Source organism: Mycobacterium sp. NGS48 (assembly GCF_059812585.1).
Window position 1 is genome coordinate 38,663 of the sequence record NZ_JCALCY010000019.1, and the last position, 21,653, is coordinate 60,315.

The following is a 21,653-nucleotide window of genomic DNA, read 5'->3' on the forward strand; positions in this document are numbered from 1 at the left end:
GGTGACTGGTCGTGACTGACCCGCTGGCACCACTGATGGAGCTGCCCGGCATTGCCGTCGCCGCCGAGCAGGCACGCGATGCACTCGGACAGGCGCACCGGCATCAGGCCAACAGGCGGGGCTGGCCGGTAAGCGCCGCCGAGGCGGCGTTGCGGGCAGCGCGGGCCTCGTCGGTCTTGGATGGCGGGCCCATACAGCTTGACGAGTCCGCGACCAGCGACCCAGTGTTCGGCGGCGCGCTGCGGGTGGCGCAGGCGCTCGAAGGCGGCGAGACCAACCTGGTGGCCGTGTGGCGGCGGGCGCCGCTGCAGGCGTTGGCGCGGCTGCATATGTTGGCCGCCGCCGATCAGGTCGACGAAAAACGGTTGGGCCGGCCGCGGGCCGACGCTGACGTCGGGCCGCGTCTGGAGTTGTTGGCAGAGGTGGTGAGCGGCGGCACCCGGGCGCCGGCACCAGTGGTCGCCGCAGTCGCGCACGGCGAGCTGCTGGCGCTGGCACCGTTCGGCAGTGCGGACGGCGTGGTGGCCCGCGCGGTGTCGCGGCTGATCGCCATCGCCACCGGGCTGGATCCGCACGGGCTGGGCGTGCCGGAGGTGACGTGGATGCGTCGCGCCGCCGATTATCGCGACGCCGCGCGCGGCTTCGCCGGGGGCACCGCCGAGGGGATGGCGGCCTGGCTGAAGTTGTGTTGCCGGGCCATGCAAGACGGTGGGCGGGAGGCCTTGTCGATCGCCGAAACACTTGCCAACTAGATTGCCAGCGGTCGGCGCCGGGAATGGTCGGACATGCGAAGCGGGCGGCGATCCGAAAAGTTCGGCTCACCGCCCGCTAGCACGGCACTCGGTTACCAAGCGTGCATCCTCGGGGTTGCGTGGGTGGCCTCGGCGATCTTGCGAGGCGCCCGGTTGCGGCCCTACCCAAAGGGCCGTCGAACCCGTCCGCTTCTCGCAATTACGCAGGCCCGCAACACTTCTGCCATTATCGCGGCTATGACTCCGCGTGGGTGCCGAGAACCGTGCTGGGGGCCCGGATTGGGAGATCGAACCTTCTCTTCCGGATCGACCTTGGCCTCACCGGGCTTCCGTGACTCCTTTGTACTACGTGACCCGTATCACAGCAAGGGTCAATTGGGTAAAGCTTTGAAACAACTTGAAATAGCAATCGCAATCAGTTTGCTGGCGGGCTACCAAGCGAAACGCCGCAGCAACGAATAGGTCACTGCTCCGGCGGCCAGCGCGCTGACCCCCACCGCGGCCGTCGTGGCGACCGCGGCCCCCGACGGTGCCGGGATGCGATCGCGCAGCGACACCGGACGGGAGAAACTGAGCACCGGCCATCCGCGGGCCGTCGCCTCCTTGCGCAGAGCGCGGTCGGGATTGACCACACTCGGATGCCCGACGACCTCCAACATCGGTATGTCGGTGATCGAGTCCGAGTAGGCATAGCAGTGGTCGAGCACGTACCCCTCGCGGGCGGCCAACTCACGAATAGCTTGAACCTTGCCGTCGCCGTAGCAGTAGAAGCCGATCTCTCCGCTGTACTTGCCGTCTTCGACGACCATGCGCGTGGCCATCGCGTGGGTGGCTCCCAGCGCGCGGGCGATCGGCGCCACCAACTCATCGCCCGATGCCGACACCACCACGACGTCCCGCCCGCACAACTTGTGGGCGGCGATCAGGTCGGCGGCTTCGGCGAACACCAGCGGCGTCACGATGTCGTGCAGGGTTTCGTTGACTATCGACTTGACCTGCTCGACGTCCCACCCCGTGCACATGTTGGTCAGGTGGATGCGCATCCGATCCATCTGATCGTGGTCGGCGCCGGACAACAGGTATAGGAACTGGGCGTAGCTGGATTTGAGCACCGCGCGGCGGTTGATCAGGCCCTGATTGAAGAACGGTTTACTGAAGGCCAGGGTGCTCGATTTGGCGATGATGGTCTTGTCGAGGTCGAAGAAAGCAGCGGTGCGCGCGGGCGGAACGGCGGTGTCCCGCACCTCCGGTGAAGTTTGCTGATCGGCGGCCGGGTCGGGGACGGTCACCGGCTCAGCATAGGGCGGCGTCCGCCTGCTCCGCGAGAACTGCGGATAAAACACCGGCTCAACCGCGGTGCGATCGCCGGTCACAACCGGCCAGAGTTCCCGGCGCCTAGTTCGAAGTCCTGCTTCCTTTTGCAAGCGGATCTTGCGCTCAGGAGGCCTGTCGTGTGTATAGTAAGCGGTACTCGGCTTTGTGCCGAGGGTGCATCAGCCCGACCCCCCGGGGCTGATACACGACGACCCTCGCCTCCTCCCCCCCTGGCGGGGGTCGTCCCTTTTGCCGGGTTAGCCGCTTTCAAAATTGGCCGCCGACCGTTTGCGCACAGATCCGACTTTGTCCACAGATTGTGGTTTGCCGATGGCGCTCTGCGGTCGCGCCCCGGCACGGTGAGCGGGTGACTGCGACAACTGGTGTCACCGGTGTGCTGGCGCTGTTGGCTGCCCCTACTTTGCGCGACGAAGTGGACCGTGTCGGCGCCGCGGTCGGCGTGCGGGTGGTACATGCGCGCGACGGCGCGCCGGTGAGCCGCAAAGCGTGGGCGGCCGCCGCGGCGGTCGTGCTGGACGCTGCGGCAGCGCGGCGTTGCGTGCGCAGTGCACTGCCGCGGCGCGCCCACGTCGTCTTGCTGACCGACAGCGAACCGGCTCCGGAGACCTGGGCGGCTGCGGTCCAGGTCGGCGCCCAGCACGTTCTGATGCTGCCCGGGCACGAGGATGAGCTGGTCTGCGAGCTCGCCGACGCTGGCGAATCGGTACGCGGCGGCCAGGCTCACGGCCGGGTTGTCGCGGTCATTGGTGGCTGCGGCGGTGCCGGCGCCTCGCTGTTCGCCGCCGCGCTGGCCTACACCGCCGCGGAGCCGCTGCTGCTCGATCTCGATCCGTGGAGCGGAGGCATCGATCTGCTGCTCGGCGGTGAGAACACCGCCGGGTTGCGCTGGCCGGACGTGACGTTGCAAAGCGGGCGGCTGAATTGGGCATCGGTGCGCGAAGCGCTGCCGCGACACCGCGGGATCAGCATGCTCTCGGGCACCCGGCGCGACCACGATGTGGAGGCCGGGGCGGTCAACGCCGTCATCGACGCCGGCCGACGCGGCGGTGCGACCGTCGTCTGCGACCTGCCCCGGCGGTTGACCGACGCCGCCCAAACCGCGCTGGATGCCGCCGATCTCGTCGTCGTGGTCAGCCCCTGCGATGTCCGGGCGTGTGCGGCGACCGCGACGATCGCTCCGGTACTCGCCGGCATCAATCCCAACATCGGACTGGTGGTACGGGGTCCGTCACCGGGCGGGCTGCGGGCCGGCGAGATCGCCGACATCGCCGGGGTGCCGCTGCTGGCGTCGATGCGCGCCCAGCCGCTGCTCGCCGCGCAACTCGAACACGGCGGCCTGCCGCTGCGTCCGCGATCTGCTCTGGCGACGGCGTCCCGCCGAGTTCTTGCGGTGCTAACGGCGGCTGACAGCGAAGCCCGGGCGGCATGACCGGTTCGCTGATCGACCGGGTGCGCGAGCGGCTGGCCGCCGAGTCCGTTCCGCTGCGGCCCACTGCGGTGGCCGAGGCGATCCGCGCCGAGTCGGGCGGCGTGCTCGGCGACACCGAGGTGCTGAGCAACCTTCGCAGGTTGCAGACCGAGTTGACCGGTGCCGGCATCCTCGAGCCGCTGTTGTGCGCCGACGGCACTACCGACGTCCTGGTCACCGCGCCAGACGCGGTCTGGGTCGACGACGGCAACGGAGTGCGGCGCAGCGCGGTCCGGTTCGCCGACGACGCGGAGGTGCGACGTTTGGCGCAACGGCTGGCCTTGGCCGCCGGCCGCCGGCTCGATGACGCGCAACCGTGGGTGGACGGCCAACTGAGCGGCGTGGGCGCCGCGGGCATTGCGGTGCGACTGCACGCCGTCTTGCCGCCGATCGCTGACGGAGGCACCTGCCTGTCGCTGCGAGTGTTGCGCCCCGCCACTCAGGACCTGGCGGCGCTGACCGCCGCGGGCGCCATCGCGCCGCAAGCCGCCACGCTGCTCGGTGAAGTCATTGCCGCCCGGCTGGCGTTTCTGGTGACCGGCGGCACCGGAGCCGGCAAGACCACGCTGTTGGCGGCGATGCTCGGCGCGGTGTCGGACCGTGAGCGCATCGTGTGCGTCGAGGATGCGGCCGAGCTGGCACCTGCGCACCCGCACCTGGTCAAGCTGGTCGCGCGGTGCGCCAACGTCGAAGGCGTCGGCGAGGTGACGCTGCGTCAGCTGGTCCGGCAGGCGCTGCGGATGCGTCCGGACCGCATCGTGGTCGGAGAGGTCCGAGGCGCCGAGGTGGTCGATCTGCTGGCCGCGCTCAACACCGGCCATGACGGCGGCGCCGGCACCGTGCATGCCAACAGCCCGGGCGAGGTGCCGGCCCGGTTGGAGGCATTGGGCGCGCTCGGTGGCCTGGACCGCGGAGCGCTGCACAGCCAACTCGCCGCGGCAGTCCAGGTCCTGGTCCATGTGGCTCGCGGTGGTGCCGCAGGCCGGCGGCTCAGCGAAATCGCGGTGCTGCGCCGAACCGACGGGCAGGTTCGCGCGGTCACCGTCTGGCACGTCGATCGCGGGTTCACCGACGCGGCCACCGACCTGCGTCGGCTGCTGCAGAGCAGGGCGGTGGCGTGACCGGCCCGGTACTGGCCGCGCTGGGTTTGTCGCTGGCGGTCTCGGTGACGCCGTCGTCGCCGCGGCGGCGGCTCGCGCCGCCGCATCCACGCCCACGCAAGTCGCGAGCGGTGGTCGCGGGGTCTGGGGTGTGTGCGGCGGCTGCCGTCGCCTTGGTGCTGGCGCCGACTACGGTTCTCGCCGCCGCGGTGCTGGCCGCGACGCTGGGCCTGCGCTACCGGCGTCGCCGCCGCAGCCACGTCGGCTTGCGGGAGAGGCGGGCACTGGACACGGCGATCGATGTCTTGGTCGGCGAGCTGCGGGTCGGTGCCCACCCGGTTCGGGCGTTCGCCGTGGCGGCCGACGAAACCGGCGGGACGGTCGCGGCCTGCTGTCGCTCGGTGGCGGCTCGCGCCCGGCTGGGCGCCGACGTGGTAGCCGGCCTGCGCAGCGTGGCGGCGACCTCGGCACTGCCTGCGCAGTGGGAGCGGATAGCGGCCTGTTGGCAGCTGGCCACTGATCACGGCCTGGCCATGTCCACCCTGATGCGCGCCGCTCAACGTGACATCGCCGAACGGCAGCGGTTCTCGGCGCAAGTCACCGCGGCGATGGCCGGCGCTCGCGCCACCTCGGCCATCCTGGCCGGCTTGCCGCTGCTTTCGGTACTGCTCGGCCAGCTGATCGGAGCGCAGCCGGTGAAGTTTTTGCTGGGCGGCCATGCAGGCGGCCGGCTGCTGGTGGTCGGGGTGACGCTGGCGTGTGTCGGCCTGCTGTGGTCAGACCACATCACCGATCGGGTGACGCGATGACTACGCCCGCGATTCTTTTGGCGGCGGCGCTGCTGTGTGGTGCCGCGCCGTCAACGGTCCGGGCGCGGGCCGGGACGGCGAACTGCACCCGCCGCGTCGCGCGGTTGTCGCCGCGCCGAACCGACCCACTGGCGGTCCCATCGAGCTTGGATGTGCTGGCGGTGTGTCTGGTCTCGGGCATGGCGGTCTCCACCGCCGCGGCGATCACCGCGCCGTCCGCGCCGCCGGCGCTGGCCCAGGTGTTGCGGCGCGCCGCCGACCTGCTCACGTTGGGCGCCGACCCGGCCGTCGCATGGTCGGCACCGCCGGACATGCCGGTCGGATCGATCGGCGCACAGACCGACGCGCTGTTGCGGTTGGCGCGGAGGTCGGCATCCTCGGGTGCGGCGCTCGCCGAGGGCGTCGCCGACCTGGCCACCCAGTGCCGCCAGGAGGCTGCGCACACCGCGACCGCTGCCGCCGAGCGTGCGGCGGTGCTGATCGCCGGCCCGCTCGGAATGTGCTTTCTGCCCGCATTCGTATGCCTGGGCATCGTCCCGGTGGTGGCCGGACTGGCCGGTGACGTCCTGCAGTCAGGCCTGCTGTGACCGCAAACAGCCACACCGAGGGCGGCGGAGAAGAAACAGATGGAGGGAGTCAACATGTTTCGGCGACTACAAGTGCGGTTGATGCTCTTGGCGACCGACGACTCAGGTATGTCCACCGTGGAGTACGCCATCGGGACGATCGCGGCGGCGGCATTCGGTGCGATCCTGTACACCGTCGTCACCGGCGATTCCATCGTCGCCGCGCTCACCAACATCATCGGGCGGGCCTTGAATACCAAGGCATAGTCAGTCGTGCCCGCGCAACTGCCGGCGCCAGCACCGTCGAGGCGGCGCTGGCCCTCGCCACGCTGGTCGCGGTGCTGCTGCTCTGCGTTGCCGGTGTCACCGCGGTGTCGATGCAGGTGCGCTGCGTGGACGCTGCTCGGGAGGCTGCCCGGCTCGCCGCGCGCGGCGACGAGCGCTCGGCGATCGATGTCGCGCGGCATCTCGCGCCCGGCGGCGCGGTGGTGCAGGTGCACCGCGACGGCGAGTTCATCGTCGCGACGGTCTCCGCCCACTCACGCCTGCTACCGGCGCTGGCCATCGGCGCCACTGGCATCTCGGCGGTGGAGCAGCGATGAGCGCGGCTCGGCCACCGTCGCCGCCGCCGCGATGATCGCGGTGCTGCTGAGTATCACGTGCGGGGGCGCCTATCTGGGTTCGGCCGTGGTGGCGCGGCATCGTGCCCAGGCCGCGGCGGATCTGGCCGCACTGGCCGCCGCCGCGCGGCTACCCGCCGGTGCAGACACGGCGTGCGGGCGTGCCAGGGCGGTGGCCCATGAGTTGCGGATCAGCGGCATCGACTGCACAGTGCACGGCCTGGACGTCGTCGTCACGGTCGAGCTTGCCGTCCCGCTCGGCGGATGGAGCAGGGCGCGCGCCGCCGCACGCGCCGGCCCGGACTAGCCGGTGTCGGCCGCGGACAGGCCCGCTTCGGCGAGCTCGGCATCGGTGGGTAACCGCAGCGAGATGAGTCCGGCGAAGGCCTTCTCATCGAGCTCGACCTGGGTGCAGGTGACGTGTACCGGCACCCAGGTGTCGCCGAAGCCGGGCATCCGCAGCACCATGGTCGCGGCGCCGTCAGCAAATTTGGCGGTCATCGCCGTCAACTTCGGCTCGTCGGCGGGATGGACCCGCGGCGCATTTCGCGCGCTGCGTCGCCAGTCGTAGAACGGGCACGGCTCGTCGAGCCATTTGAGTAGCGTCCAGTTGTTGAGATCGACCAACGCCCGGTGAACTCCCGGCTGAGCCAGTCCACGCAGAATCCGTTGTGCCAGGCGGTCGGGTGGATCCACCGGAGCGGCCGGGTCGGCGCGCCAATTCATGCCGCGCCCGATCAGATGGTCGCGGCCGTCCGGTCCGGGCTCTAGTGCGCTGCGCGCGACGAAACTCACCCTGATCGGGTTGCCTTGCCAGTCGGTGCCGTCCCAGGTGGACCAAAGCGTCTGGTTGGGTTCGGCTTTGATGGCAAGCGCGAGCACCTTGCTTTCGTTGTGTTTGATGCTGCGCGATGGCCAGTTCTCGGCGAACGCGCGGCCCTCCGTTTCCTCGACGTCCGGGTTTTTGCCGCTGTTAAGCAGCGACTCACGCGTGTCGACGGCCACGCCGATGGTCAGGTCCCACTTCATCGGACCCGGGAGCGGCCGCTCGGGTGGTTCGACGGTAGCCGGTCCACTCCAGACATGCACGCCATGCATCCGGCCGTCCGACATCAACACCGGCTCGGTCCGGATTACCCTGTCGCTCTTGGGTGTAACGCTGACCAGGCTTTGGCCGGTCTTCATCGACTCGGCGATCGCCGACCGGATTGCGGCAAGATGGGGATTGCGTCGCAGAAACGCAGTGACCGGGACGAGATTGCGCTGCTGACGGCCGAGCGCTACCACGGCTGGTTCTTTGCCTAGCGTCTCCACCAGGAGCCAGTCATGGGCCATAACCACACTTTACCGACGAGTAATGACGCGTTTCGCTCGTTCTGGCGTGGCCGGTGTCGTCGTGACTTGACTTCTGTCAAAACGCATGCGGGCTCGCCGTGTTGGTCCGACTTGCACGCGAGTGAGCAGTCGGGTTATTTTGCTGCTGCGCCCCTCGGGCATGAGAACGGCTCGCGTAGTCCGGCCGTTCGTCACGATTCGGCACGCCCGTCTTCTTCAGCAGCGAGGAAGTGCTTTCGCGCCACGATGTGTGGTGGTCGACCGTCGAGGGGTCGGTCGTCAGCCATACCTCAGGATGAACCGTTAGCCACCTCAGCAAGCACCAAGCGCAACACCCGCACAGCACCCGCCTTGTCCAGCGGTTGGTTACCGCTGCCGCATTTCGGCGACTGCACGCACGACGGGCATCCCCGCGTGCATTCGCAGGACTCGATAGCCGCGGCGGTGGCGCCCAGCCAGGCGCTGGCCTGGCGGAATCCACGCTCGGCGAACCCGGCCCCGCCGGGGTAGCCGTCGTAGACGAATACGCTGGGCAGCTGGTCGGACTCGGGGCCCACCGCGGTTGACAGACCGCCGATATCACCGCGATCGCAGCTGGCCACCAGTGGCAGCAACCCGATTGCCGCGTGCTCAGCGGCATGCAGCGATCCGGGGAGCTGTAACGCGTCGATCCCGTTGCGATCCAACGCGTCCGGTGTGATCGTGTACATCGCGGCAGTAGTGCTCAAAGTTTGTGTCGGCATTTCCAGTTCGACGAAATCGATTACCTCCCCGGACAGTCGGCGGCGCAGATAGCCGACGACCCGGCTGGTAACCGTGACCGGGACCAGCCCTAGCGTGACCGGTCCGAATGCCGCCCGTTCGCCCGTCCCCGTCACGGCGATGTCGGTGAGTTCCCGTGCGAATGTGGTGTATCCGGGATCGGCGGCATGGACGAATGCGATGCCCTCCTCGAAGTCGAGCGAATCGACCAGGTACGTCTCGCCCTGGTGGAGGTATACCGCCCCCGGGTGTACCGAGGCGGCGGCTTGGCCGGCACCCGCGGTGCCCAGCAACCGTCCGGTGTCGGCCTCGACGATCACGATCTGGCCGCCCGTCGGTCCGCGGATGTCCACGGCCGGATGCGGGTCGACGCCCGGCGCCGGATAGTACTTTCCGGACCGTCGTCGCAGCAGCCCGTCGTCGGCCAACTTGCCGGCGAGCGCCTCGGCGCCCAGCGCCCGGATCTCGGCATCCTCGAGTGGCAACTCGGTTGCCGCACAGAGTAGTTGAGGCCCCAGAAGGTACGGGTTGGCCGGATCGATCACGACGCGTTCGATCGGCTTGTCCAATAGCGCGGCGGGGTGGTGGACCAGATAGGTGTCCAGTGGATCGTCGCGGGCGACCAGCACGATCAGCGCGCCCTGGCCGCGTCGTCCGGACCTGCCGGCCTGCTGCCAAAACGAGGTGACCGTCCCCGGGAAGCCGGCCAGCACCACAGCGTCCAGCCCGGCGATATCTACGCCCAACTCCAGTGCATTGGTGGTAGCCAGGCCGCGCAGTTGCCCGTCGGCCAGCGCGTGCTCCAGCGCGCTACGGTCCTCGGGCAGATAACCCGCGCGGTAGGACGCCACCTTCTCGGCCAGTTCGGGAGCGACGTCATCCAGCCGTGCGCGGGCGGCCATCGCCGTCAGTTCCGCGCCGCGGCGTGACCGAACAAAAGTCAGGGTGCGAGCCCCTTCAGCGATCAGATCGGCCATCAATCGCGCCGCCTCCGCGCCGGCGGACCGCCGCACCGGGGCGCCGTTCTCACCGACGAGATCGGTGCGCAGGGCCGGCTCCCACAACGCCACCGTGCGTGCGCCCTGCGGCGAGCCGTCTTCGGTGACTTCGGCCACCGGCCGGCCGATGAGCTCAGCGGCCGTCGTGCCGGGCGACGCCGTCGTCGCGCTGGCGAAAATCACGGTCGGCGCACCCGAATAGCGCTCGCACAGCCGCAACAGCCGGCGCAGCACCATCGCCACATTTGAACCGAAAACGCCTCGGTAGTAATGACATTCGTCGACCACCAGATAGCGAAGCCGACGCAGGAAAACCGCCCAGCGAGCATGGTTGCGCAGCATCGACAGGTGCACCATGTCCGGGTTGGAGAACAACCATCGAGAACGCTCCCGCGCGAAGCGCCGCACCTCGACGGGGCTGTCGCCGTCATATGCCGTGGGCGCCACGTCGTGCAGCCGCGGGATGGCCGCGGTGAAGGCATGCGCGGTGCGCAACTGATCGTGCCCCAGCGCTTTGGTCGGCGACAGGTACAGCACCCGGGCATGTCGGTCGGTTGCCAGCGCGTCCAGAATCGGAAGTTGATAGGCCAGTGATTTTCCCGACGCGGTGCCGGTGCTGATTACAACGTGGCGACCGGCGTGGGCCAACTCGGCGGCCTCGAATTGGTGTGACCACGGCACGCTGATGCCGCGGTCGGTGAACGCGCGCACCACTTCCGGTTCGGTCCACTGCGGCCAGGCGTACGGCCGGCCTTCGCGCGGCGGCAGTTCGGCGACATGCCGCAGCGGGTTCTCGCCCGGCTCGGCGCCGGCCACCGCAACGGCAAGCAATTCACTGCCGAATGTCACCACTGCGCACCTCTTCAAGCCGGTTTCCTTCTGGATTGTTCACCGACTTGTTGCTCAATTGATCACCGGAGGCTGTCGCGGACGCGATGAACGTGATTGACTAATGCACGGTCGCAGCTTCTGTGTTCGTGTCAAACTTTCGCAGGATCGACGTTGCGGCCGCGGTTCCTGCGAGGTTTTAGCTCGGGTGAAGTTCCGGCAACTCCGCGAGGTATGGCGGTCACAGCGGGCCCGGGGCGCCGGAAGGCGGTGCACCGCACCCGAGTAGTAAAGGAAAGATCGAGAAATGCCACAGGGAACTGTGAAGTGGTTCAACGCGGAGAAGGGGTTTGGCTTCATCGCCCCCGAGGACGGTTCGGCCGACGTGTTTGTCCACTACACGGAGATTCAGGGTTCGGGCTTCCGCACCCTTGAAGAAAACCAGCGAGTCGAGTTCGAGGTTGGCCAGAGCCCCAAGGGTCCCCAGGCCACCGGCGTCCGCTCCATCTGAGCAACTCCTGACCAAACCCCCCGCGCTCGTCCCTCAACGGGGCCGGCCGGGGGGTTTCGGTTGTCTAGGGTGGCGGCGCCCGAACGTGACGTGAGCGCCACGCTCGTCGTATGCAGGACGAACATCGCCGGGCGTGACCTACTGTCGGTGACGTGAGCCAGCTGTCCTTCTTTTCGGCTGAGTCGGTGCCGCCCGCGGTCACCGATCTCACTGGGATGTTGGCAGCGCCCGGACAGATAGTGGGCGTCGGGAGCGGCGCCCGGCTGTCGGTGGTCGTGGATGACCTTTGGCGCGCCGAGGCGCTGGCCGAGATGATCGACGACGCCGGCCTGACGTCGCAGCTCACCCGGACCGACGAGGACACCCCGCTGGTCCGCACGGCGGTGGACGCGCGACTGCGGGCGATCGCTGCGGAATGGACACGCGGCGCGGTCAAAACGGTGCCTCCGCTGTGGCTGCCCGGACCGCGGGAGCTGCGAGCCTGGACGCTGGCGGCGGGCAGCCCGGAGGCCGATCGTTATCTGCTGGGACTCGACCCGCATGCCCCGGACACACATTCGCCGCTGGCATCGGCGTTGATGCGGGTCGGGATCGCGCCCACCTTGATCGGTACGCGGGGCAACCGCCCGGCCCTGCGGATCAGCGGCCGACGCCGGCTGTCGCGCCTGGTAGAAAATGTGGGAGAACCACCCGATGCTGTCGAGGCCAAGGCGAGCTGGCCGCGGGTTTAGCGGCGACCGGGAGGGCTATTTACGGGGGGTCAGTTTGCGTCGGCTCGTTCCGGGTGTCACATTGTCAGTTGTCCACAGGCTCGGGGGAGACCGGCGACGACGCCGGTATCGGCCGATTTAAGGGCGGAGCCGGATCGGGAGCGGAAAAGGCCCAGGGCCAAAAAGAGAGTGAGCGTAAGCGCAGTTGGCTAACGGCGACAGCGGCACCCCGTTAAACAGGGGGAATGGCAGCGCGCGGCGACTCGTCATCGTCGAGTCGCCGACTAAGGCGCGCAAATTGGCCGGCTACCTGGGCTCCAACTACGTCGTCGAGTCGTCGCGAGGGCACATCCGCGACCTGCCGCGCAATGCCGCCGACGTCCCCGCGAAATACAAATCGGAGCCGTGGGCCCGGCTCGGGGTCAACGTCGACGCCGATTTCGAACCGCTCTACATCATCAGCCCCGAGAAGAAGAGCACGGTCAGCGAGCTCAAAGGGCTGCTCAAGGACGTCGACGAACTCTATCTGGCCACTGATGGTGACCGTGAAGGCGAAGCCATCGCGTGGCACCTGCTGGAGACTCTGAAACCCAACATCCCGGTCAAGCGGATGGTTTTCCACGAGATCACCGAGCCGGCGATCCGTGCCGCCGCCGAACACCCCCGCGACCTGGACATCGATCTCGTCGACGCCCAGGAGACCCGGCGCATTCTGGACCGGCTGTACGGGTATGAAGTCAGCCCGGTGTTGTGGAAGAAGGTCGCACCGAAACTGTCCGCGGGCCGGGTGCAGTCGGTGGCCACCCGCATCATCGTGGCGCGCGAACGCGAGCGGATGGCGTTTCGCAGCGCCGCCTATTGGGACGTAGTCGCCGAACTGGACGCCAGCGTCTCGGACCCCAAAGCCTCTCCGCCAACCTTCACCGCCCGGCTGACCAGTGTCGACGGCCTGCGGGTGGCCACCGGCCGGGACTTCGACTCGCTGGGTGCGGTGCGCAAGCCCGACGAGGTCGTGGTGCTAGACGAAGCCCGCGCCGGTGTGCTGGCCGCTGGGTTGCGCGGCGCGCAGTTGTCCGTGGCGTCGGTGGAGGAAAAGCCCTACACCCGCAAGCCGTACCCACCGTTCATGACGTCGACGCTGCAGCAGGAGGCTGGGCGCAAGCTGCGGTTCTCCTCGGAACGCACGATGCGCATCGCGCAGCGACTCTACGAGAACGGCTACATCACTTATATGCGCACCGACTCCACGACGCTCTCGGAGTCGGCGATCAACGCCGCGCGCACTCAGGCCCGTCAGCTCTACGGCGAGGAGTACGTCTACCCCTCGCCGCGCCAGTACACCCGCAAGGTGAAAAACGCCCAGGAAGCCCACGAGGCGATCCGGCCGGCCGGTGAGACGTTCGCGACGCCGGACGCGGTGCGTCGTGACGGCGTCGGTGATGATGAGTTCCGGCTCTACGAGCTGATCTGGCAGCGCACGGTCGCCTCGCAGATGGCCGACGCCCGCGGCACCACGCTGAGCCTGCGGATCGCCGGTGCCTCGGGTGAGCAGCAGGTGGTGTTCTCGGCCAGCGGACGCACTCTGACCTTCCCGGGCTTCCTCAAGGCCTATGTGGAAACCGTCGACGAGCTGGCCGGTGGTGAGGCCGACGACGCCGAGCGCCGGCTGCCGCAGCTGAGCGAGGGGCAACGGGTAGACGCCACCGAGCTGACCCCCGATGGACACGCCACCAATCCGCCGGCCCGGTACACCGAGGCGTCACTGGTCAAGGCGCTCGAAGAGCTGGGCATCGGCCGTCCCTCGACGTACTCGTCGATCATCAAAACCATCCAGGATCGCGGCTACGTGTATAAGAAGGGCAGCGCCCTGGTGCCGTCGTGGGTGGCGTTCGCTGTGATCGGTTTGTTGGAACAGCATTTCGGCCGGCTGGTCGATTACGGTTTCACCGCGGCGATGGAAGACGAGCTCGACGCGATTGCATCCGGCAACGAGAGTCGCACCACCTGGCTCAGCCACTTCTACTTTGGTGGTGACCACGGTGTGCCCGACTCGGTGGCCCGCTCTGGCGGCTTGAAGAAGCTTGTCGGTGTCAACTTGGAGGGCATCGATGCCCGAGAAGTCAACTCCATCAAGGTGTTCGATGATGCACAGGGACGCCCCATCTACGTGCGGGTCGGCAAGAACGGGCCCTATCTGGAGCGCATGGTGGCCGGTGACGACGGCGAACTCGCTCCGCAGCGGGCCAACCTCAACGACACGCTGACACCCGACGAGTTGACTCTGGAAGTGGCCGAAGAGCTTTACGCCACACCGCAAGAGGGCCGGGCACTTGGGGTGGATCCGGAAACGGGTCACGAGATCGTCGCCAAAGACGGTCGCTACGGGCCCTACGTCACCGAGATTCTTCCCCCACCACCGGATGACGACGATGGCACACCGGCCAAGAAGGGCAAAAAGCCGACCGGTCCCAAGCCTCGCACCGGTTCGCTGCTGCGCAGCATGAATTTGCAGACCGTCACGCTCGACGATGCGCTGAAGCTGTTGTCGCTGCCCCGGGTAGTCGGTGCGGACCCCCAATCCGGTGAGGAGATCACCGCGCAGAACGGACGCTATGGTCCATATCTGAAGCGCGGCACCGATTCTCGCTCGCTGGCCACCGAGGACCAGATCTTCGAGATCACGCTCGACGAAGCGCTGAAGATCTACGCCGAACCCAAGCGCCGCGGCCGCCAAGGCGCTGCCGCGCCGCCGCTGCGTGAGCTGGGCACCGATCCGGCGTCCGGCAAGCCGATGGTCATCAAGGACGGCCGGTTCGGGCCGTACGTCACCGACGGCGAGACCAACGCGAGTCTGCGCAAAGGCGACGACGTGTTGTCGATCACCGACGACCGGGCCGCCGAACTGCTGGCCGACCGGCGAGCGCGCGGCCCGGTCAAGCGGACCGCCAAGCGAAGTGCCCGCAAGGCGCCGGCAAAGAAAACCGCCAAGCGCGGCTAGCTGCGGACCTCACTGGAAACCTCCTCGGGTGCAGCCAGATTCAACGGACGGGCCAGCTGAGTGGGCGCGGAGCGGCCGCGCAGCGAGACAACTTCGCCGACGTCCCAGCACAGGGCTTCTGCGTCGAGGGCGCCGCTGACCGCGATCGCCGAGGCCAGCACGTGGCCCTCCTCGAGCTTGGCCAACTCGGTCAACCGCGCGGCCTCGTTGACCGGGTCGCCGATCACTGTGTATTCGAACCTCGCCTGCGCGCCGATATGGCCGGCGATGGCACGGCCGGCCGACACGCCGATGCCGAACTCCCAAGTGTCCAGCACCGGCAGGAGTTCGTCGTGCAGCTCACGCGCGGCCGCCAGCGCGCCACCCGACGAGTCCGGGTGCTCGATGGGCGCGCCGAAGATCGCCAGCGCGGCGTCGCCCTGGAACTTGTTGACGAAACCGCCGTGCCGGCCCACGGTGTCGACCACCACCCGGAAGAACTCGTTGAGCAGGCTGACCACCTCGGCGGGCGGCCGCGTCGCCGCGAGCTGAGTCGAGCCGACCATGTCCACGAACAACACCGCGACATCGCGTTCCTGGCCGCCTAATTCGGTGCCGCGCTCCAGGGCACGCCGTGCCACGTCTTCGCCCACATAGCGGCCGAACAGGTCGCGCAGTCGTTGCCGTTCAGCCAGGTCGCGCACCATGTCGTTGAAGCCGGCCTGCAGCAGGCCCAGCTCGCTGGCGTCGTAGATCTGCATGTGCGCGTTGTAGTTACCGCGCTGCACCTCGCCGAGCGCCCAGCGCAGTTGACGTAGCGGGTCGGCGATCGACATGGCGACCAGCAGCGTGCCGAATAACCCGATCCCCAGCGCCGCCAACGCCAGCAACAGAATCGGGTTGAACAGCTTCTCCGGCGGCGCGTGCAGAAACGACGCTTTGTCGGCTACCACCGCCAGCACGATCGCCAGGAGCGGCACCGCGGTGGACAGTGTCCAGGCCAGCATCTGTCGTCCGATGACACCCGATGCCCGGATGTTTTCCGGCAGCCCGCCGCGCAATGCGGCGACCGCCACCGGTCGCAGTACCCGCTCGGACTGCAGGTAGCCGATGATCGCGGTGGCCGCGGCGCCCAGTGCCACGGCGACACCCACCACCGGTGCCAGGTGACTGGTCTCGCGCCAGCTGGCGATGATGAAGACCGTACCGCCGATCGACCAGTAGCCCAGGGTGATCAGCGTGCGGTAGAACGGCATCCGCAGTGCCCGGCTGCGGGCCACCTTGGTGGCAGCGGGGTCGGTGTCGGCGAGCAGGCCGTCGCGGCGCTGCCAGCGGAACACTGGCACCAGCAGCCGGAAGCTCAGCATTGAGCCGCAGCCGAACAACACCACCAGCGCCGCCGCGAAAGACGCGAGGTTGACCCCCGGCAGGTCCTGCAGTTGGATGCGGTCTTCGGGCGGCAATCCGTAGCGCAGGAAGCCGAACACGAGCAAAGCGCCGATGATGTCGGCCTGCAGAACGCTCAGTAAGAACACCGGCCACGGGGTGCGCACCACCCACTGGAGGAATCCACTGATCCGCCCAGGCAGTGCGGTCGCGGTGCTCACCAGCCCACCGTATCGGTCGGCGGGGACCAAAAAATAGCGAAAAACGCCGGTGTGCGGCCGTCGGCAGGATCACTGTGTCAGCACTGACCACTACTGTTGCCGGTGATGTCCGGGGTATTTGCGCGGCTGGTGGGCCAGGAGTCGGTGGAAGCGGAGCTGGTGGCCGCTGCGCAAGCGGCCCGCGGTGATTCGGCTCACAGCGCCGCTTTTGAAGGCGCGATGACACACGCCTGGCTGATCACCGGTCCACCCGGCTCTGGTCGCTCGGTCGCGGCGCTGTGTTTCGCCGCGGCGTTGCAGTGCACCTCTGCGGAGTTACCCGGCTGCGGGCAGTGTCGTGCCTGCACGACGACGATGGCAGGGACCCACGCCGACGTGCGCCGGGTAATCCCCGAAGGGTTGTCCATCGGTGTGGACGACATGCGGGCCATCGTGCAGGTTGCCTCGCGGCGGCCCAGCACCGGGCGCTGGCAGATCGTGTTGATCGAGGACGCCGACCGGCTCACCGAAGGCGCGGCCAACGCGCTGCTCAAGGTTGTCGAGGAACCACCGCCGTCGACGGTGTTCGTGTTGTGCGCGCCGTCGGTGGACCCCGAGGACATCGCGGTCACGCTGCGGTCGCGCTGCCGGCATATCGCGCTGGTGACTCCCTCGGCGGCTGCGATCGCCCAGGTGCTGGTCGACAGCGACGGGCTGGCGTCGGACACGGCGGGCTGGGCGGCGTCGGTCAGCGGCGGACACGTCGGTCGGGCGCGGCGGCTGGCCATCGACCCCGACGCGCGTGAGCGACGGCAGCGGGCGCTGAGTTTGGCCCGGGACGCGGCCACGCCGTCGCGGGCTTACGCCGCCGCGGAGGAGTTGGTGGCCGCGGCCGAGGCCGAAGCAAAGGTGCTGACCGCCGAACGTGACGAGGCTGAAACCGAAGAACTCCGCACCGCGCTGGGCGCCGGCGGCACCGGCAAAGGGACCGCTGGTGCGCTGCGTGGAGCAACTGGCGCGATCAAAGACCTTGAGCGACGGCAGAAGTCGCGGCAGACCCGGGCGTCGCGGGATGCGCTGGACCGGGCGCTGATCGACCTGGCGACCTACTTCCGCGATGCACTGTTGGTGGCCGCGGGGGCCGGCGGAGTGCGGGCCAACCACCCGGACATGGCAGAGCGGGTGACCGCGATGGCCGCGCACGCCCCGTCCGAGCAGCTGCTGCGCTGCATCGAAGCGGTGCTGGAGTGCCGCGAAGCGCTCGCGATCAACGTCAAGCCAAAATTCGCCGTCGACGCCATGGTCGCGACCATCGGCCAGGCCCTGCGCTGACTTGGGCAGGCCAGCCGGCCTGCCGTAGACTCGTGCCGCCCGGCAGGGCACGCCACCTTAGCTCAGTCGGCAGAGCGGCTCACTCGTAATGAGCAGGTCAGGAGTTCGATTCTCCTAGGTGGCTCCGCATTTTCGCCGAACGTGCGTGTCCCCGGCCGACACGCCGCGGTAGTCCTCGGGACTGCGCACGCTCGCGAGCCAAAGTATTACCGCGGCACCACATACCCCACTGGCCCGGCCGCGATGCACACCGCAAGGGCGGCGGTGTCGGCCCGCACAGCGATCGCATTGCCGGCGCCCGGCAACCGTACGTAGACGCGGTTGAGCCCGGGACGCACCGGAACCTTGACGTGCGACCCTTCCGACAGCGACATCGTCATCGAGCCGTCGCTGTTGGCCAGGTAGTTGATCTCAGCGGTCCAGTCCGCCGGCAACAGCGGGCCGTCGAGCGGAAGCGTTACCGGGTGGTCGGGCTGCACGAAGTACCCGCACTGCGGCGCTGGACCCGGTGCGATCGTGCGGATCCAGGCCACCCGCGCGTCGACCATTCGGCCGGAGCTATCTAATGCTCGCAGTTGTGTTGTGGCCGTGGCGAATTCCGGTCGATCCGACAGCAGGGCGAACATATGACTGGCCAGGTTCTCCGGCCAGGCCACCCGTTGCAGCACCAGCGGGTCGACTTCCTGGTCCAGCAGCGGCGCAGCCGACGAAGCATGGGCGGCCGCCAAACCCCGGCGCGCGTTCTGCAGGTAGGGCTGTGCGGGGTTGTCTCGCCACGAGGTCAGAAACGTCGCGGTCGAATACCAGCTGCTGGCAACGAAAAGCACGGCCAACCCCGTCGTCACCAGGGTGCGGGGCGTCGAGGCGTCCAGCCACCGCGATGGCGTGCGGTTGGGCGCGCAGAACCCGACCGCGGCCAGCAGCGCCAGCACGACGACCAGGTCGGGGAAATACCGCAACGTCTGGGCCAATTCCAGCGCGGTGAACCGCGACGAGCGCATGAGATAGATCGGCACCTGGCAGGCCACGACGTATCCGGTCGCGGTCAGCCACACCGGTGTGATGTGGCGTTTGCGGATCAGCGTGATCGCCAGCGCCGCAGCCAGCACCAACCAGCCGAGTATTCGCACAGCCGGCGGCGGAACGGCCCACGGCGAGGCCGGCGCCCAGCGGTCCCAGGCCCACGGCCCGCCGGCCAGCCCCGGCACGATGCCGTGCGACACCGAGCGACGCAACAAGTCCCACGTCATCGCCAGGTCGGTGCTCCACCGCTGCTGGTCCACCACGATCAGGTAGACCACGATCCAGGCGGCGGTCAGCGCCAACGACGCGGTCCACAACCGAAGGCCGGCGCGCCACACTGTGCCCAGCGCGCCTCGATTACCCTGCACATGGCATAGCAGCGCGGTGACCGCGAACGCGACGAACGGGATTACTGCGGCCTTCTCGAAGAACAGCAGGCCGCCAAGGTAAACCAGCGCACCGGTCACCGCGTAGCGCTGGTTGCCGGTGCGGACCAGCAAGATCGCGTCGCCGCACACCCAGGCCAGCGCGGCCAGCATCGGCAGCGAATTCAGCGCAGCCGCCCACCAGGCGAAACCCGGCACACCCAGCGGCGCGAACAGCGCGAACGTCAGCGGGATCAGCAGCACCGGCCGCCACCCCAGGATCACGTGCAGCGCCCGCAACAACGCCAGCGACGCCAGCAGTTGCAGCACCACCAGGCTGATCGCGGGGCCGGTCCAATTCAGCGGCGCCAGCGTGGTGACGGCGCCGGCCACCAGATAGGCGGCGGGCATGACGTGGCCGTCGTGGTCGTCGAACAGGTACGCCACCGACAGCACGTTGTGGGTGCCGGCCCGGCCGACCAGGATCAGGTCGTCCCAGTAGAAGTAGCCCCGAAACGCCAGCACGCCCCGTATCACCAGCTGCACCGCGACCAGCGCGACGGCGACCGCGGCGACCCGGGAAGCCCGTCGGTATGGTGGGCCGGTGCACGCACTGGTCACCGGGGCAGCCGGTTTCATCGGGTCGACGCTAGTCGACCGTTTGATCGCCGATCAGCACACAGTGGCGGGCCTGGACAACTTCGCCAGCGGTCGCGCGACCAACCTCGAGCATCTGGCCGACGAGCCCGGGTTCGTCTTCGTCGAGGCGGATATCGTCACCGCGGACCTGCACGCGATTCTCGAGGAGCACCGACCGGAGGTGGTGTTTCATCTGGCCGCCCAGATCGACGTGCGGCACTCGGTGGCCGACCCGCAGTTCGACACCGAAGTCAATGTCGTCGGCACCGTCCGGCTGGCCGAGGCGGCGCGCTGTGCGGGGGTGCGCAAGATCGTGCATACCTCGTCGGGCGGCTCCATCTACGGAATCCCGCCGACGTATCCGACCGCTGAGACGGTCCCGACCGATCCGGCGTCGCCGTATGCCGCGGGCAAGGTGGCCGGCGAGATCTACCTCAATACATTCCGGCATCTCTACGGCCTGGAGTGCTCGCATATCGCACCCGCCAATGTCTATGGGCCACGCCAGGATCCGCACGGCGAGGCCGGCGTGGTGGCGATCTTCGCGCAGGCGCTGCTGGCGGGGAAGCCCACCAAGGTATTCGGCGACGGCACCAACACCCGTGACTACGTGTACGTCGACGACGTCGTGGAGGCGTTCGTCAGGGCCGCCGGTCCCGCAGGCGGTGGGCAGCGGTTCAACATCGGCACCGGTGTGGAAACCTCGGACCGCCAACTACATTCAGCGGTGGCGGCCGCCGTCGGCGCACCCGACGATCCAGAGTTTCATCCACCTCGACTGGGTGACCTCAAGCGCTCGTGCCTCAATATTGGTTTGGCAACACGCGTTTTCGACTGGCGCCCGCAGGTGGCATTGGACGACGGTGTGCGCCGCACCGTGGAGTACTTCCGGAGTCTGCACACCGGCTAGCGCTGGTCGGGTAGCTGTGCGCCCTCCAGCGCGATGGCGCGAGCCAATCGGGTGTAGCGCAGTTCGAGGTCCTTGAACCGCAGATAAGCGCTCAGCGTCGTGAAAACGAAGGCGATGATCAACCCGTACAGCATCAGGTCGGCACCGCGGGCCACCCCCAGCCAGTGCGCCACCACCGTCGTGTCGTTGGGCCGCAAAATCGCGTAGCCGGCGGCGAACACGAACAGTACGTAGCCCACCTTGACCCAGGCCCGCGATTGCGCGCTGCGCCGGGAGCGCAACAGATAGATCAGTAAGGCAATGATCGAAAAGATCAGCAGCATCTGCATCCAGTTCACCGCGGCGTCCTTCCTCGCAGAAATCCGTCGAAGATGATGTTCACGCCGTTCAGCAGCGGCTGCCCCTTGGACTTGGAGTAATCGGTGTAGAGCACCTCGACCGGCTCTTCGGTTACCCGCCAATGGTTTTCACTGATCAACATGACGAACTCGGTGGCGTGACTCATTCCGCTCATCGTGATGTCCAGGCCGTCGGCAACGGTCTTGTTGAACACCCGAAGGCCGTTGTTGGTGTCGGTCAGGCCCAGACGCCGGCCGCGCGGGCTCAGCCACGCGGCGGTCCGCAGCACGATGCGCTTGAGCAACGGTGGTCGGCTGACCCCGAGCCCGAACCGGGTTCCGATCACGATGTCGACGTCGCCGCGGCCCAGTCTCTCGACCATCGTCACGACGTCTTTGATGCGATGCTGACCATCGCCGTCGAAGGTCACGAAGACCTGCGCGCCGGCTTGACCGCGGGCGTACTCGACGCCGGTCTGGATTGCCGCGCCCTGGCCCAGGTTTACCGGGTGACGCACCAGGTGAGCCCCGGCCCGCAACGCTTTCTCACCGGTGCCGTCATGGCTGCCGTCGTCCACGCAGACGACGTGATCGAAGACCGAGCGGACATCGGCGACGACCTGGCCGATGACGGTGGCTTCGTTGAAGGCGGGAACGACGATCCACACATCGGGATAACCCATTTCGAG

20 protein-coding genes and 1 tRNA gene are annotated in these 21,653 nt (G+C 68.2%); 14 read left to right on the top strand and 7 right to left on the bottom strand.

Annotated features, from left to right (window positions below; all coding sequences use genetic code 11):
- Positions 1–35: 35 nt before the first annotated feature.
- Entirely contained in the window at positions 36–752 is a 717-nt protein-coding gene (locus AC5Y42_RS21325; protein WP_499900583.1) for an oxidoreductase, read from the top strand.
- A 431-nt stretch (positions 753–1,183) separates the two neighbouring features.
- On the opposite strand, the gene AC5Y42_RS21330 is transcribed toward AC5Y42_RS21325, so the two are convergent.
- A complete protein-coding gene (locus tag AC5Y42_RS21330) occupies positions 1,184–2,041 on the bottom strand; it encodes an HAD-IB family hydrolase (RefSeq protein WP_499900558.1) in 858 nt (285 codons plus the stop codon).
- Positions 2,042–2,469: 428 nt separating this feature from the next.
- Here AC5Y42_RS21330 and ssd point away from each other — a divergent pair, with 428 nt between their 5' ends.
- From ssd to AC5Y42_RS21365, 7 genes are read left to right on the top strand one after another with little or no spacing between them, the layout of a single operon-like run.
- Positions 2,470–3,516 (top strand): septum site-determining protein Ssd, encoded by a 1,047-nt coding sequence (ssd, locus tag AC5Y42_RS21335; RefSeq protein ID WP_499900584.1) that lies wholly within the window; start codon positions 2,470–2,472, stop codon positions 3,514–3,516.
- Complete coding sequence (locus AC5Y42_RS21340) at positions 3,513–4,676, top strand: TadA family conjugal transfer-associated ATPase (RefSeq protein WP_499900559.1); 1,164 nt, start codon at positions 3,513–3,515, stop codon at positions 4,674–4,676. Before ssd ends, AC5Y42_RS21340 begins: the two co-directional genes overlap by 4 nt.
- Positions 4,673–5,464, top strand: a complete 792-nt coding sequence (locus AC5Y42_RS21345; RefSeq protein ID WP_499900560.1) for a type II secretion system F family protein — start codon at positions 4,673–4,675, stop codon at positions 5,462–5,464. The genes AC5Y42_RS21340 and AC5Y42_RS21345 overlap by 4 nt, the downstream gene beginning before the upstream one ends.
- A complete protein-coding gene (locus AC5Y42_RS21350) occupies positions 5,461–6,051 on the top strand; it encodes a type II secretion system F family protein (RefSeq protein WP_499900561.1) in 591 nt (196 codons plus the stop codon). The genes AC5Y42_RS21345 and AC5Y42_RS21350 overlap by 4 nt, the downstream gene beginning before the upstream one ends.
- Before the next feature lie 39 nt (positions 6,052–6,090).
- Complete coding sequence (locus tag AC5Y42_RS21355) at positions 6,091–6,297, top strand: DUF4244 domain-containing protein (RefSeq protein WP_499900562.1); 207 nt, start codon at positions 6,091–6,093, stop codon at positions 6,295–6,297.
- Positions 6,294–6,632: a TadE family type IV pilus minor pilin gene (locus AC5Y42_RS21360; RefSeq protein WP_499900585.1), complete on the top strand. Its 339-nt coding sequence runs from the start codon at positions 6,294–6,296 to the stop codon at positions 6,630–6,632. The genes AC5Y42_RS21355 and AC5Y42_RS21360 overlap by 4 nt, the downstream gene beginning before the upstream one ends.
- A gap of 31 nt (positions 6,633–6,663) precedes the next feature.
- Entirely contained in the window at positions 6,664–6,957 is a 294-nt protein-coding gene (locus tag AC5Y42_RS21365) for an Rv3654c family TadE-like protein (RefSeq protein WP_499900563.1), read from the top strand.
- Here AC5Y42_RS21365 and AC5Y42_RS21370 read toward each other — a convergent pair.
- Positions 6,954–7,985 carry a PAS domain-containing protein gene (locus tag AC5Y42_RS21370; protein ID WP_499900564.1) on the bottom strand — a complete coding sequence of 344 codons (1,032 nt, stop codon included), beginning with the start codon at positions 7,983–7,985 and terminating at the stop codon, positions 6,954–6,956. The genes AC5Y42_RS21365 and AC5Y42_RS21370 overlap by 4 nt on opposite strands.
- 290 nt (positions 7,986–8,275) lie before the next feature.
- Entirely contained in the window at positions 8,276–10,597 is a 2,322-nt protein-coding gene (locus AC5Y42_RS21375; protein WP_499900565.1) for a DEAD/DEAH box helicase, read from the bottom strand.
- A 283-nt stretch (positions 10,598–10,880) separates the two neighbouring features.
- On the opposite strand from AC5Y42_RS21375, the gene AC5Y42_RS21380 reads away from it, so the two are divergent.
- The 3 genes from AC5Y42_RS21380 (at position 10,881) to topA (ending at position 14,792) form a co-directional block, all read left to right on the top strand.
- Positions 10,881–11,084: a cold-shock protein gene (locus AC5Y42_RS21380; RefSeq protein ID WP_003925183.1), complete on the top strand. Its 204-nt coding sequence runs from the start codon at positions 10,881–10,883 to the stop codon at positions 11,082–11,084.
- Between the two features lie 152 nt (positions 11,085–11,236).
- Positions 11,237–11,815 (top strand): hypothetical protein, encoded by a 579-nt coding sequence (locus AC5Y42_RS21385; RefSeq protein ID WP_499900566.1) that lies wholly within the window; start codon positions 11,237–11,239, stop codon positions 11,813–11,815.
- Positions 11,816–11,999: 184 nt separating this feature from the next.
- Positions 12,000–14,792 (top strand): type I DNA topoisomerase, encoded by a 2,793-nt coding sequence (topA, locus tag AC5Y42_RS21390; RefSeq protein WP_499900567.1) that lies wholly within the window; start codon positions 12,000–12,002, stop codon positions 14,790–14,792.
- Here topA and AC5Y42_RS21395 read toward each other — a convergent pair.
- On the bottom strand, positions 14,789–16,408 hold the full coding sequence (locus AC5Y42_RS21395; RefSeq protein WP_499900568.1) for an adenylate/guanylate cyclase domain-containing protein: 1,620 nt from the start codon (positions 16,406–16,408) through the stop codon (positions 14,789–14,791). The genes topA and AC5Y42_RS21395 overlap by 4 nt on opposite strands.
- Before the next feature lie 75 nt (positions 16,409–16,483).
- Between AC5Y42_RS21395 and AC5Y42_RS21400 the strand changes: the two genes are divergently transcribed.
- Positions 16,484–17,689 carry a DNA polymerase III subunit delta' gene (locus tag AC5Y42_RS21400; RefSeq protein WP_499900569.1) on the top strand — a complete coding sequence of 402 codons (1,206 nt, stop codon included), beginning with the start codon at positions 16,484–16,486 and terminating at the stop codon, positions 17,687–17,689.
- A 51-nt stretch (positions 17,690–17,740) separates the two neighbouring features.
- Positions 17,741–17,813: transfer RNA gene (locus AC5Y42_RS21405), tRNA-Thr, on the top strand.
- An 82-nt stretch (positions 17,814–17,895) separates the two neighbouring features.
- Here the strand turns inward: AC5Y42_RS21405 and AC5Y42_RS21410 are convergent.
- On the bottom strand, positions 17,896–19,716 hold the full coding sequence (locus tag AC5Y42_RS21410; protein ID WP_499900570.1) for a hypothetical protein: 1,821 nt from the start codon (positions 19,714–19,716) through the stop codon (positions 17,896–17,898).
- Between AC5Y42_RS21410 and AC5Y42_RS21415 the strand changes: the two genes are divergently transcribed.
- Positions 19,682–20,626 (top strand): NAD-dependent epimerase/dehydratase family protein, encoded by a 945-nt coding sequence (locus AC5Y42_RS21415; RefSeq protein WP_499900571.1) that lies wholly within the window; start codon positions 19,682–19,684, stop codon positions 20,624–20,626. The genes AC5Y42_RS21410 and AC5Y42_RS21415 overlap by 35 nt on opposite strands.
- On the opposite strand, the gene AC5Y42_RS21420 is transcribed toward AC5Y42_RS21415, so the two are convergent.
- Complete coding sequence (locus tag AC5Y42_RS21420; protein ID WP_499900572.1) at positions 20,623–20,964, bottom strand: DUF2304 domain-containing protein; 342 nt, start codon at positions 20,962–20,964, stop codon at positions 20,623–20,625. The genes AC5Y42_RS21415 and AC5Y42_RS21420 overlap by 4 nt on opposite strands.
- Positions 20,961–21,647, bottom strand: a complete 687-nt coding sequence (gene ppgS / locus AC5Y42_RS21425; RefSeq protein ID WP_499900573.1) for a polyprenyl-phospho-N-acetylgalactosaminyl synthase PpgS — start codon at positions 21,645–21,647, stop codon at positions 20,961–20,963. The genes AC5Y42_RS21420 and ppgS overlap by 4 nt, the downstream gene beginning before the upstream one ends.
- Positions 21,648–21,653: the final 6 nt, after the last annotated feature.